The sequence below is a fragment of the Pseudomonas sp. Irchel 3E19 genome, from assembly GCF_900187585.1.
GTDB classification, from domain to species: domain Bacteria; phylum Pseudomonadota; class Gammaproteobacteria; order Pseudomonadales; family Pseudomonadaceae; genus Aquipseudomonas; species Aquipseudomonas baetica.
This window is the reverse complement of record NZ_FYDT01000088.1, coordinates 1-11,886: the sequence shown is the minus strand read 5'-3', so window position 1 is coordinate 11,886 and position 11,886 is coordinate 1. Positions and strand designations below refer to the sequence as shown.

The following is an 11,886-nucleotide window of genomic DNA, read 5'->3' as shown; positions in this document are numbered from 1 at the left end:
ATGGCAGCGGCCAATCCTGTTTCAGCGACGGGTAGACGGTTGGCGGAACTTAGAAAAGGCGTTGGCGGGCTGTTTCTGGATCACCGTCCAAGGCCTTCGAGGCCAAGGACGGTGAAGATCCCAAAAAACCGGTTTCCGGTGGATCGCAAGGCTGCTCCGCTTAAGTGAACAGCATTACGCTCAATAGCGGGGCTCTGTCTTTCGGTTACCAGCGTGGGCCGCCGTAGTAGCCATGGGGTCGACCGTAATAGCCGCGAGGCGGGCCGTAGTAAACAGGGGCCGGCTGAACATAGACCGGTTGTTGCACATACACCGGTGCCGGCTGGTAGTAGACCGGTGGCGGCGGTTGCTGCACGTAGACCGGTTGCGGTTGAACGTAAACCGGCTGTTGCTGCACGTACACCGGCCGGTCCTGGTTGATCAGCGCCGAGCCGATGATGGCCGAGCCGACGATCGCGCCAAACACCGCAGGGCCTTGCCAGCCATGGCCACCACCGGCTTCTGCCTGGCCTGTGACAGCGAGTGCGCCAACCAGTAAGGCCATAATGGGGAGTTTACGAATCATGATAGTTCCTCGGTTCTTCGACCCGGCGTTCGGGCCTGCACCAGGCCCACAGTTGTCGCGGGGATACTTCTAAGACAGCAACATTTTGAAAAACAGCACGGCGGCTGGGTAAATTTTGTGTAAGGTCTGTACCGCCATCTTTACAGGCTCGCCAAGGCCGGGTGCAGACCGGCGATATGATCGAACAGAACCCGATGGCATGGCTAATCCCGTCCATCCGAAAGTGCGTTTGAAGGAGAAGTTTCATGCAGATGAACCCCAACAAAGACACCCAGCTGTGCATGTCCCTTTCAGGGCGCCCAGGGAATTTCGGTCTGCGTTTTCATAACCATTTGTATGAGCAATTGGGCCTGAATTTCTACTACAAGGCCTTCCGCAGCCAGGACCTGAACGGCGCCGTCGGCGGGATCCGGGCGTTGGGCATTCGTGGTTGCGGTGTGTCGATGCCGTTCAAGGAAGACTGCATTGCGCTGGTCGATGAGCTGGATGCGTCGGCGGCAGCGATCCAGTCGATCAACACCATCGTCAATACCGACGGCCATCTCAAGGCTTACAACACTGATTACATCGCCATCGAGCAACTGCTGAAAACCCACGCAGTGCCCAAGGAATCGACCTTCGCCCTGCGTGGCAGCGGCGGCATGGCCAAAGCGGTGGCCAGTGCCTTGCGCGATGGTGGCTATAAAAACGGCTTGATTGTGGCCCGCAACGAGCGCGCCGGACGTGCGCTGGCGGATTCGCTGGGGTATCGCTGGCAGGCTGAACTGGGCGATGAGCGCCCGCAGATGCTGATCAACGTGACGCCAGTGGGCATGGACGGCGGCCCGGAGGCGGGGCAACTGGCGTTCGAGCCTGAGGTGATACAAGCGGCTGAGACGGTGTTTGATGTCGTTGCGATTCCTTCGGAAACGCCCCTGATCGTGCGCGGTCGGGCCGAAGGCAAGCGAGTGATTACCGGGCTGGAAGTGATCGCGATCCAGGCGCTGGAGCAGTTTGTGCTGTACACCGGCGTGCGGCCGACCGAGGAGCAGTTTCAGGCGGCGGTGGCGTTTGCCCGCAGCTGATCAGCCAAGATTTTGCGGTGACTGTGTGGGCCTATTCGCGAGCAGGCTCGCTCCCACATTGAAATGCATTCCCCTGTAGGGGGGAGCCTGCTCGCGATGGCCGCGCCACGGTGTCCATTGCCTATACTGCCCGACCAGCAAGCACAGACTTGCCCACCCACAAAAAAACCGAGGTTCAGCATGCATCCGCCCATCCTCAACCTGCACCAGGTCGAACTCGAACCCCTGCCCGAAGCCTTGTCTCCCGAAGGTGAAACCGCCGCGCGTTATCAGCAGCGCACGGCCCGGATCGGCCAGCAGCTTGGCGCGCAGAAACTCGGTTATCGGTTGTACGCACTGCCGCCGGGGATGCGCGGCAGTCCGTTTCACAGTCATCGGGTCAATGAAGAGATGTTTTACGTAGTGGCCGGGGAGGGCGAGGTGCGTCTGGGCGCCGAGCGTTTCCCGATCCGCGCCGGCGATGTGATTGCCTGCCCGGCGGGCGGCCCGGAAAAGGCGCATCAGATCATCAATACCAGCGCCGCAGAATTGCGCTATCTGGCGGTCAGCACCCAGCAGCAGCCGGACATCTGCGAATACCCGGATTCGAACAAATACGCGGTGATGGACAACTTCAAGGTGGATGCCCAGGGCAATGCGTCAGGCTTTGTCGCGGTGGCGCGGCAGGCGGACGGGGTTGATTACTGGGATGGTGAATAGTGCATAGACCCCTTGTAGGAGTGAGCCTGCTCGCGATAGCGGTGTGTCATTCAAATAAGATGTGACTGACACACCGCTATCGCGAGCAGGCTCGCTACTACAAACAGTACGGGGGGTTATTCGAGGCGCGCCAGACGCTCTTCCAGCGCCGCAATCCGCGCCTCCAGATCTTCGATGCGCTCCACAGAAACTGCGCCACCCGCAGCGCGTTCGCCTGGATGCTGCCGCGCCGCCAGAATCGCCTCGATATCTGCCGGATCACCCAGCGCGTGGGTGTAACGATCCTCGCGCTGCCCGGCCTGACGCGGAATCAGCACCGCCAGCCCGCGCGCAATCAGGCGCTCCAGCTGATGCATCACCTGCTCGGCATCTTCGAAGTCATGCATGCGCCCGCTGCGGGTCAGCAGTTCGTTGATCGTTTGTGGGCCGCGCAGAAACATCAATCCCGTCAGAATCACCTGCGCCGGCACCAGTTCCAGCGCCTTGTCGACCTTGTGCTCCCAGCGGTCGGCGCGACTACCCATGACCAGCTTGGTAAAACCGCGACCTTCCAGTGCACGCAGGCTCTGGCCGACCTGACCCTGGGTCAGGTTCATTACCGGTTCGCGGCTGGTTTTTTGATTGCAGGCGGTGACCAGTGCGTTGAGGGTCAACGGATAGGTTTCCGGGCTGGTCGCCTGTTTCTCGATCAGCGAGCCTAGGATGCGGATTTCCGTGGTGTTGAGCCGTGGCTCGTCGAAGGTGGATTCTTGTTCAGTGGTCATCGCGCGTTCCCTCAGCAGTCGAAGGCGCCTAGCCTAATCCTTGCCAAACAAAAGGCAAGCCGTGTGGTCATCAAGCATGGCTATAATCGCCCCCACGTTCCACCCAGCCACTACCACGAGACTGCCATGACCATTTCCCTTTACGCCGCATCCGTCCCGGTTTTTCAACAAATGCTCAACGCCCTGAGCGATGTCCTGAAAAAGGCTGAAGCCCACGCCACCGAGAAAAACATCGACCCGAACGCCTTCCTGCAAGCGCGCCTGTACCCGGACATGTTCCCGCTGGTGCGTCAGGTGCAGATCGCCGTGGATTTCGCCAAAGGCGTTTCCGCGCGTCTGGCGGAAGTCGAGATTCCGAAATATGACGACACTGAAACCACCTTCGCTGAGCTCCAAGCCCTGATCGCCAAGGTTCTGGCATTCATCGGCGAGATCAAGCCTGAGCAGATCAATGGCAAGGAAGGCATCGAAATCGTTACCCGTCCGGGCACGCCGAAAGAGAAGCGCTTCAGCGGTCAGGCGTATCTGCTGACTTACGGTCTGCCGCAGTTCTTCTTCCACGTCACCACGACTTATGCGCTGTTGCGTCATAACGGTGTTGAAGTGGGCAAACGCGATTACATGGGCGCGTTCTAAAACACCCGGCAACAAAAAAGCCCGACAAGGTTTGCGCCTTGGCGGGCTTTTTATTTTTCATTGTGGGAGCGAGCCTGCTCGCGAATACGGTGTGTCAGGCGACATCGATGTCCACTGATCCGCCCCCTTCGCGAGCAGGCTCGCTCCCACCGGGGCAGGCGGTTATGCGGCGCGTTGGGCCTTTTCTTCCTCACCCAGACAGGCTGCTGCGGTGAACAAAACATCAGTGGACGAATTCAGCGCGGTTTCTGCCGAATCCTGCAGCACACCAATAATGAAACCGACCGCCACCACCTGCATGGCAATCTCGCTCGGAATACCAAACAGGCTGCACGCCAGCGGAATCAGCAACAGCGAACCTCCGGCCACACCCGATGCACCGCACGCGCAGATCGCCGCAACGAGGCTGAGCAGGATCGCGGTCGGAATATCCACGGCAATGCCCAGGGTGTGCACCGCCGCTAGGGTCAGTACGGTGATGGTGATCGCCGCGCCGGCCATGTTGATGGTCGCGCCCAGCGGGATCGACACCGAATAAGTGTCTTCATGCAGGCCCAGACGCTTGCTCAGTTCCAGGTTGACCGGAATGTTCGCTGCCGAACTGCGGGTGAAAAATGCAGTAATACCGCTTTCACGCAGGCACTTCAGGGTCAGCGGGTACGGGTTGCGACGCAGCTTCCAGAACACGATCAGCGGGTTCATCACCAGCGCCACGAACAGCATGCAGCCCAGCAGCACGGCCAGCAGGTGCGCATAGCCGATCAGCGCGCCAAAACCGGAAGTCGCCAGGGTCGAAGCCACCAGACCGAAAATGCCCAGCGGTGCGAAGCGAATCACCACGCGCACGATCAGCGTGACACCGTTGGACAGGTCGCCTACCACTTCGCGCGTGGTATCGCCGGCATGGCGAATCGCAACGCCCATGCCGATGGCCCACGCCAGAATGCCGATGAAGTTGGCGTTCATCAGCGCGGTCACCGGGTTGTCGACCACGCTTAGCAACAGGCTTTGCAACACTTCAGTGATGCCACCCGGTGCGGTCACCGCAATGTTGTCGGTGGACAGCACCAGGTGCGACGGAAACGCCATGCTGGCAACCACTGCGACAACCGCTGCGGCGAACGTGCCCAGCAGATACAGAAACAGAATCGGTCGAATGTGAGTTTCCTGACCATGCTTGTGATTGGCAATCGAGGCCATTACCAGCACGAACACCAGAATCGGTGCCACGGCTTTCAGCGCCGAAACGAACACTTTGCCGATAAATGCGCTGGCTTTCGCCGCGTCCGGGGCAAACATCGCCAGGGCGATACCGGCAATCAGGCCGATCAGGATCTGCGTGACCAGGCTCAGGTTCTTGAGGCGGTGCAACAGCGAAGGGGAAGAAGCGGTCATAACGGCATCTCTGATTTTTTATAGGGTGCAAGGCTGCGTGACGGCGATGGCAGAATCGGGGCAGGCCACCGTCACGAGCCGAAAGGGCTGGCGTATGTCAACGTCGATAAACTCGACGTTGAACAGGCTGTACATTTTTCAGGGCGCGGACTTTATCACAGCGTAGGCTCTATCCTTCAGGCGTGTGACGATCTGCCGCCGGATGGATCGCAAAGTCGGCAGTTTTGTGCAAGTCAGGCTGGAAACACTCTGTTAAGATTCTCCATCCTCATTTTCAAGTTCTGCCAGCGGGCCTTCCGGTCATCGCTGGTGTCGTCGTTTTGCTGGAGTTTCCCATGCTGTTGCCCATCCTTCTGTTGTCTGCCGCCGGCTTCACGGTGCTGACCACGGAGTTCGTCATTGTCGGCCTGTTGCCGGCAATTGCCCGCGACCTTGCGGTCACCATCCCGCAAGCCGGTCTGCTGGTGACGTTGTTCGCCTTTACCGTGGCGATGTTCGGTCCGTTCCTGACCGCGTATTTTGCCCGCTTCGAGCGGCGCAAACTGTTTATCACCATCCTGATCATGTTTGGCCTGGCCAATACCGTGGCGGCATTGGCGCCGAATATCTGGGTGATGGCGATTGCCCGGTTGATCCCGGCGCTTGGGCTGCCGGTGTTCTGGGCATTGGCCAGCGAGACGGCCGTGGACATCGTCGGCCCGGACCATGCGGGTCGCGCGATTGCCAAAATCGGCTTCGGCATTGTTTGCGCTACGGTATTCGGCATCCCGGTCGGCACGCTGATTTCTGACGCGTTCGGCTGGCGCAGTGCGTTCGGCATTCTGGCGTTTATCGCGTTTGCCAAGGCACTGTTGCTGTTTGTCTACCTGCCAAAAACCGATCTGCACCAGCATCAGGTCAGCTTCCGCTCACAGTTCAAGATTCTGCGCAGCCCGTTGATGATCGGGCACATCGTGCTTTCGATTCTGGTGTTCAGCGGCATGTTTACCGCCTACACCTATCTGGCCGACATCCTTGAGCGCCTTGCCGGTTTCAACGGCACCGTAGTTGGCTGGTGCCTGATGGGCTTCGGCGCGGTCGGTTTGCTCGGCAACTCGTTGGGCGGTCGTGCGGTGGATCGGCATCCGCTGGGGGCGTCGGTGTTGTTCTGTGCGTTCATGATTGCCGGCATGGTCTCGCTGGTGCCGAACATTCATTCAACCGTGGGCCTGGCGGTGGCGATGGGCATCTGGGGCGTGACTCAGGCCGCGTTATTCCTGGTCAGCCATGTGCGCCTGATGAAAGCCGCGCCAGAAGCGCCAGCCTTTGCGGCCTCGCTGAATATTGCCGGGGCGAACCTCGGCATTGGCCTGGGTGCGATGATCGGTGGCCGGGTCATCGACAGCGCGGGTCTGGGCTTCCTCGGCTTCGCCGCTGCCGGGTTCATTCTGCTGTCGGTGTTCCTTGCCATGGTGCTGATGACGCTCAAGCCGCGCGAAATGTGCGCAGACGCTTCATAAGGTCGTAAACAGCTCGCGTCGGGCACCTTCGGTAATCGCAACGATGCCGGGGTGCTTGACCTTGCGCTCCACCGAAATGGCATAGAACGACTCGGTCACCGCGTCAGTCTGGCCAATCAACTCGACGCCGTACTGGCGTGTTACCTCTTCGGCAATCACGCTCGGGCCGATAAAAATCCCGCTGCCGGATTGGCCGAATGCCTGCATCAAGGCACTGTCATCGAACTCGCCGACGATTTGCGGCTGGATCTGCTGCTCGGCGAACCAGCGCTGCAAGCGGCTGCGCACCACGGTTTCCGCCCCGGGAATCAACAGCGGAGCACCGTGCAGGCTGCGCGGAAAATCCTGCCCGTAGCGCGCAGCCAGTTCGGCGGTGGCGAAAAAACTGATCCCGCATTCCCCTAGTTTCTGGCTATAGCCCTTGATGTCGAGGTGCGACGGCATCGGGCTGTCGGAGATCACCAGATCCAGCCGCTGAATGGCCAGATCGGCCAGCAGGCGTTCGAGTTTGTCTTCGCGACAGGTGATGCGCAGTGGCTCGTTGAGCTCCATGGTCGGTGCGATCAGGCGATAAACGATGGATTTCGGTACGACGTCAGCAACGCCGACGCGGAACAGGATCTGTTGTTCGTTGGGCTGGGCGCGTAGCATCAGCTCCAGTTCGCCGCCGAGCTGAAACATCTGTTCGGCGTAGGGCAGGGCCTGGCGCCCGGCTTCGGTAAGCTCCAGTTGCCGGCCAACCCGTCTGAACAATTCGATGCCATAGGTTTGTTCGAGCAGGGAAATCTGCCCGCTGATGGTCTGTGGCGTGAGGTTCAGTTGCTCGCAGGCGCGCACGATGCTGCCAGTCTTGGCTACAACCCAGAAGTAATGCAGCTGTCGGTAATTGAGCATCGGCTCGCGTCCCCCCTGTGTAGGAGCTGCCGCAGGCTGCGATCTTTTGATGTTGATTGTTAAAAACAAGATCAAAAGATCGCAGCCTGCGGCAGCTCCTACAGTAGAAATGTGTTTGGGTTGGTAGTAGGTGATGTGTTCAGGTTCGTAAAAACCGAAGTATAGCCGCTAAAAATACGAATTTTCCTGAAGTGTTTACCTCCCTAGAATGCCCAGCCATCGACGGCCGGTCTTTGACCCTGTCTGTTCATTCCAAGGAAATCTCATGAAATACACATTCCCTGCGTTGATGTTTACGTCTTTACTGGTTCTGGCCGGTTGCGATCAGGCCGAAAAAAGCGCCCAGCAGTTGATGGGCAAGGCTGCTGAAAGCGCCAAGCAAGCCATCGACGATACTCAAAAAGCCGCTGAACAAGCGCTGAGCGACGCCACTGGCGGGCTGATCGAGAAAAAAGAAACCCCGGAAGAAGGCGCGGAAAAATCCGAATCTTCCTCCAAGACCCTCTAAATCGTCTTACACAGAATCAGGACTGACCCATGGAATATCTGTTAGAACTCGCCGCCAGCCCCACCGCCTGGGTTGCTTTGGCCACACTGGTGGTCATGGAGATCGTGCTCGGCATCGATAACCTGATCTTCATCTCGATCCTGACCAACAAACTGCCTGAGCAACATCGGCAAAAGGCTCGTCGTATCGGTATTGGCATGGCACTGATTCTGCGTCTGGCATTGCTGAGCACCATCGCCTTCATCGTGCAGTTGACCGCGCCTGTGATCGAAATTCTCGGCCACGCCTTCTCCTGGAAGGACATGATCCTGATCGTCGGTGGTCTGTTCCTGGTCTGGAAGGCCACAACCGAGATTCACCACAGCATGGATCCGGCGCCGGAAGATCCGAAGTCGGCCACCTCGAAGGTGACCCTGGGCTTTGCCGCTGCCATCGGCCAGATCCTGATGCTCGACATGGTGTTCTCGATCGACAGCATCATTACGGCGGTCGGCATGACCGAACATTTGCCGATCATGATCATTGCGGTGGTGGTGTCGGTGCTGGTGATGTTGTTTGCGGCTGATCCGCTGGCCAAGTTCATCAACGACAACCCGACGGTGGTGATGCTGGCTCTGGGCTTCCTGATCATGATCGGCATGACGCTGATCGCCGAAGGCTTCGGCGCCCACGTACCGAAAGGTTATGTGTATGCGGCGATGGCGTTCTCGGCGGCGATTGAAGTGCTGAACATGATGTCGCGTCGCTCTCGGCAGAAGAAACTGGCTGAACAGGCGTAAACGCTGAAAGCCAAAAGGCCGCCTGAACTACGAGGTTCAGGCGGCCTTTTTCGTTTCTGCACGGATTTTATTTCACGCAGCGTTCAATGTGCAGTCGCGTGACGTACGCGGTGCTTCGCGGGTTTTTCAACCGCGGCAGACTGAACCGTAGGGTGATGACGTCGCGCAATCCGCAACACGCCCCACAGCATGGCGGCAGCAACGGCCAGCCAGCCGGCAATCAACATTACGATGGTCATGGTCAGGCTCATCAGTGCCTCCTCTTTGCCCTGCATCGGGCACTCACTTTTTCAATTCACTCTGTCTCAGTGACAGTCTAGTCAATGCGGTGTTTCAGCTTATTGACCAAAGGTCGGTGATGACTAATCAGTTCGCTCTATGCAATCGATGTGTCTGCGGTTTAAGGCTATACCGCAGCCCTGTGCCGTCCTATGATCGTCAGCCTTGCCGGAACACGATGACCGGTGTCTGAACAGAGAGTGACAATGGTGCAGGTATTTTCTCGAATTCGTGCGGCGCTGCTGGTGGCGGGTTGCGTGGCCGTGATGGTCGGCTGTGCTGGCAGTGTGGCGCCAGAGATCAAGCGTCTGCCGGAGCGGGTCGAGCTGAGCGGCACGTTCTACCGGGGTGAAGCCAATCAGTCCGGGCCGCAAGTGCTGGCCAGCCTGTTGTCGCAGCAAGGCATCGTGATTACGCCGGGGCTGCTGGAAAAACCCCTGCATTTGCCGGGTGCCGAGGACAGGCTGCAAGAGAGTATTCAGAACCTTGCCCGGGAATACGGGATGGTCGTGTATCCATTGGAAAACAACCTGCCTGCCTTGCTGACCCAAGTCGCGGCGGGCTATCCGGTGATGGTGCGTTTCAGCGAGGGTTCGGCATTTTGGGCAGAGCCGCGCTACGCGATTCTTTCCGGCTATGACCGCAATAAACAGAAGGTGCTGCTGCGCGCCGGCATGAACCGTCGGGAGCTGATGAGCTTCAGTGCCTTTGAATCGGCGCTCGAGAAGGCCGGCGGCTGGGCGATATTGATCCAGAAGCCTTCGCAGATTCCGGCGGCAGTTGATCGTCAACGCTGGCTCAAGGCCGCTGATGAATTGTCCCGGGCCGGTCAGGAACCGGAAGCCGCGCAGGCGCGCAAGGCGCTGGCTGCACACTGATTCTCCGTTCGTCATCTGCCGGGCACGACTGGGCCCGGCAAGCCTCTGACAGTTATAACCCGTTGTTCACGGGTGATCAGGAGGCGACATGACAGATTCCCCATCCCCGCAAGGCCCGCATTCTTCCGAACATTCCTCAGGCGATGACCTGGGATTCGACCCTGATTCGCCGGATGTTGCCGATCCGCAAGTCGATCCCATTGGCCCCGCCAAGGCGCCAAAAGATGTGAAACCCGGTGAAGACGACAAGAAGCCGGGCAAACCCTACGACCCTTTAGCCGATCTGAAACCTTGATGTGAGGTGCGTATGAGTACCGATTCAAGCTTCGATGACCAAAAGCCTGACAGCGTGCCGACGACGCCTGAAGAGGACGTTGATCCGTTGCTCGATCCGGACAGTCCGATGCGCGATCCAATGGCCCGGCCCTTGGTGGCGCCTGGGCTGGCACCGGATCCGAGCAGGGGCGATGGCATTCCTGACGATGACAAGATGCCGTTGCCTAACGACTGACGCGCCCAGATGAAAAAAGCCCCGAAGATTCGGGGCTTTTTGTTTTTATACATTTTACTTGGAGGCTTCAACCACGCCACTTTGGCGGCTCTTGAGGTTTTTATCGGCCTTGTATTGTTGAGCTACCGCTGGAACGCTGGCGCTCTTGCCCGTCTCAACCCAACTGCGGATACGGCTGGCATCGGCAAAATGCGTGTATTTGCCGAATGCATCAAGAATCACCAGCGCCACCTGGCGATTGCCCATGCTCGTCACCAGCACCAGACAATGCCCGGCCTGATTGGTGAAGCCGGTCTTGGTAATCTTGATGTTCCAGTTGTCCTTGTTCACCAAATGGTCGGTGTTACGAAAACCCAGGGTGTAGTTGGGTTTGCGGAACGCTACGGTTTTTTCCTTGGTAGTGGTCAACTGAACAAGCAGCGGTTGCTTGTGCGCCGCTATCAGCAATTTGCTCAAGTCACGCGCGGTGGAAACGTTGCGCGGCGACAGGCCGGTCGGCTCGACAAAGTGAGTGCTGGTCATGCCCAGTGCTTTTGCCTTGGCATTCATCGCCGCAATAAACGCGGCGTAGCCACCCGGGTAATGATGCGCGAGGCTGGCAGCCGCGCGGTTTTCCGAGGACATCAAGGCAATCAGTAACATCTCACGACGCGGTAGTTCACTCTTGAGTTTGACTCGGGAGAACACGCCCTTCATTTCCGGCGTGTGGCTGATATCGACATCGATCCATTCGTCCATGTTCTGTCGGGCTTCTACCACTACCAGTCCGGTCATCAGCTTGCTGACGGAGGCGATCGGAACGATCACGTCAGGGTTACTGGAATAGATGACTTTGTTGGTCTGCATATCCATGAGCAGTGCGCTGCCGGAAGCGATCTTCAGTGACGAAGCGTCGCGAGGGGCAGCGGTGGTTTCCGCAGCGTTGATTGTTGGCGTGATGCATGTGCCTGCAAATGCAAAAAACAGGCTCAGAATCGAAAGACGAATTTTCACGCGGGCGAACTCATAAAGGTTGGATATTCCGTTAGTTTGTAACGGGTTATTTCTTAAAAGCGTCGCATTTTAGGAGTATGGCTGAAGAACTGTCGATGGTTGTTTGAACGACCTGAAAATCTCGTGAAAAGGCCTGTAAAAAGAGAGGTTTCCGGCGAACGGTTAGTGTTTTTTCTCATGCACAAAAAACCCCGCACAGGGCGGTAATGCTGTTCACTTAAGCGGAGCAGCCTTACGGTCCACCGGAAACCGGGTTTTTGAAATCTTCACCGTCCTTGGCCTCGAAGGCCTTGGGCGGTGATCCAGAAACAGCCCGCCAACGCCTTTTCTAAGTTCCGCCAACCGTCTACCCGTCGCTGAAACAGGATTGGCCGCTGCCATCACGATCAACTGCACGGCGATGTACTGGCAAGCCGGCTTGA

Annotated in this window: 15 protein-coding genes and 2 pseudogenes; 10 read left to right on the top strand and 7 right to left on the bottom strand. The window is 58.3% G+C overall.

Annotated elements, in window-relative coordinates:
- Positions 1-168, top strand: a pseudogene (locus tag CKW18_RS29090) (IS4 family transposase); the annotation flags it as partial.
- 37 nt (positions 169-205) lie between these two features.
- Here CKW18_RS29090 and CKW18_RS29085 read toward each other — a convergent pair.
- Positions 206-565 carry a hypothetical protein gene (locus tag CKW18_RS29085; protein WP_095191917.1) on the bottom strand — a complete coding sequence of 120 codons (360 nt, stop codon included), beginning with the start codon at positions 563-565 and terminating at the stop codon, positions 206-208.
- A gap of 245 nt (positions 566-810) precedes the next feature.
- On the opposite strand from CKW18_RS29085, the gene CKW18_RS29080 reads away from it, so the two are divergent.
- Both CKW18_RS29080 and CKW18_RS29075 read left to right on the top strand, forming a co-directional pair.
- Complete coding sequence (locus tag CKW18_RS29080; RefSeq protein WP_095191916.1) at positions 811-1,629, top strand: shikimate 5-dehydrogenase; 819 nt, start codon at positions 811-813, stop codon at positions 1,627-1,629.
- Positions 1,630-1,809: 180 nt separating this feature from the next.
- The gene (locus tag CKW18_RS29075) at positions 1,810-2,328 is read left to right on the top strand and encodes a cupin domain-containing protein (RefSeq protein ID WP_095191915.1); all 519 of its coding nucleotides are present in this window, start codon (positions 1,810-1,812) and stop codon (positions 2,326-2,328) included.
- Between the two features lie 116 nt (positions 2,329-2,444).
- Here the strand turns inward: CKW18_RS29075 and CKW18_RS29070 are convergent, their stop codons facing one another.
- Entirely contained in the window at positions 2,445-3,092 is a 648-nt protein-coding gene (locus CKW18_RS29070; protein WP_095191914.1) for a YceH family protein, read from the bottom strand.
- Positions 3,093-3,218: 126 nt separating this feature from the next.
- Between CKW18_RS29070 and CKW18_RS29065 the strand changes: the two genes are divergently transcribed.
- Positions 3,219-3,728: a DUF1993 family protein gene (locus CKW18_RS29065; RefSeq protein ID WP_095191913.1), complete on the top strand. Its 510-nt coding sequence runs from the start codon at positions 3,219-3,221 to the stop codon at positions 3,726-3,728.
- 162 nt (positions 3,729-3,890) lie between these two features.
- Here CKW18_RS29065 and sstT read toward each other — a convergent pair whose 3' ends face one another.
- Entirely contained in the window at positions 3,891-5,123 is a 1,233-nt protein-coding gene (gene sstT / locus CKW18_RS29060; RefSeq protein WP_095191912.1) for a serine/threonine transporter SstT, read from the bottom strand.
- Between the two features lie 335 nt (positions 5,124-5,458).
- On the opposite strand from sstT, the gene CKW18_RS29055 reads away from it, so the two are divergent.
- Entirely contained in the window at positions 5,459-6,622 is a 1,164-nt protein-coding gene (locus tag CKW18_RS29055; protein WP_095191911.1) for an MFS transporter, read from the top strand.
- Here CKW18_RS29055 and nhaR read toward each other — a convergent pair.
- Positions 6,617-7,516, bottom strand: coding sequence for a transcriptional activator NhaR (nhaR, locus tag CKW18_RS29050; RefSeq protein ID WP_095191910.1), 900 nt, complete (start codon positions 7,514-7,516; stop codon positions 6,617-6,619). The two genes, CKW18_RS29055 and nhaR, sit on opposite strands and share 6 nt — an antisense overlap.
- Positions 7,517-7,781: 265 nt before the next feature.
- On the opposite strand from nhaR, the gene CKW18_RS29045 reads away from it, so the two are divergent.
- Positions 7,782-8,024: a hypothetical protein gene (locus CKW18_RS29045; RefSeq protein WP_095191909.1), complete on the top strand. Its 243-nt coding sequence runs from the start codon at positions 7,782-7,784 to the stop codon at positions 8,022-8,024.
- Between the two features lie 29 nt (positions 8,025-8,053).
- Positions 8,054-8,803: a TerC family protein gene (locus CKW18_RS29040; RefSeq protein ID WP_095191908.1), complete on the top strand. Its 750-nt coding sequence runs from the start codon at positions 8,054-8,056 to the stop codon at positions 8,801-8,803.
- An 83-nt stretch (positions 8,804-8,886) separates the two neighbouring features.
- Here CKW18_RS29040 and CKW18_RS30750 read toward each other — a convergent pair whose 3' ends face one another.
- Positions 8,887-9,054: a hypothetical protein gene (locus tag CKW18_RS30750; protein WP_170947347.1), complete on the bottom strand. Its 168-nt coding sequence runs from the start codon at positions 9,052-9,054 to the stop codon at positions 8,887-8,889.
- A gap of 234 nt (positions 9,055-9,288) precedes the next feature.
- Here CKW18_RS30750 and CKW18_RS29030 point away from each other — a divergent pair, with 234 nt between their 5' ends.
- From CKW18_RS29030 to CKW18_RS29020, 3 genes are all read left to right on the top strand, one after another.
- Complete coding sequence (locus CKW18_RS29030; protein ID WP_095191906.1) at positions 9,289-9,960, top strand: peptidase C39 family protein; 672 nt, start codon at positions 9,289-9,291, stop codon at positions 9,958-9,960.
- 88 nt (positions 9,961-10,048) lie between these two features.
- The gene (locus CKW18_RS29025) at positions 10,049-10,255 is read left to right on the top strand and encodes a DUF6021 family protein (RefSeq protein ID WP_095191905.1); all 207 of its coding nucleotides are present in this window, start codon (positions 10,049-10,051) and stop codon (positions 10,253-10,255) included.
- A gap of 12 nt (positions 10,256-10,267) precedes the next feature.
- Complete coding sequence (locus tag CKW18_RS29020) at positions 10,268-10,471, top strand: hypothetical protein (protein WP_095191904.1); 204 nt, start codon at positions 10,268-10,270, stop codon at positions 10,469-10,471.
- Positions 10,472-10,525: 54 nt separating this feature from the next.
- Here CKW18_RS29020 and pbpG read toward each other — a convergent pair whose 3' ends face one another.
- On the bottom strand, positions 10,526-11,464 hold the full coding sequence (pbpG, locus tag CKW18_RS29015; protein WP_095191903.1) for a D-alanyl-D-alanine endopeptidase: 939 nt from the start codon (positions 11,462-11,464) through the stop codon (positions 10,526-10,528).
- Positions 11,465-11,677: 213 nt separating this feature from the next.
- Positions 11,678-11,886 (bottom strand): annotated as a pseudogene (locus CKW18_RS29010) (IS4 family transposase); the annotation flags it as partial.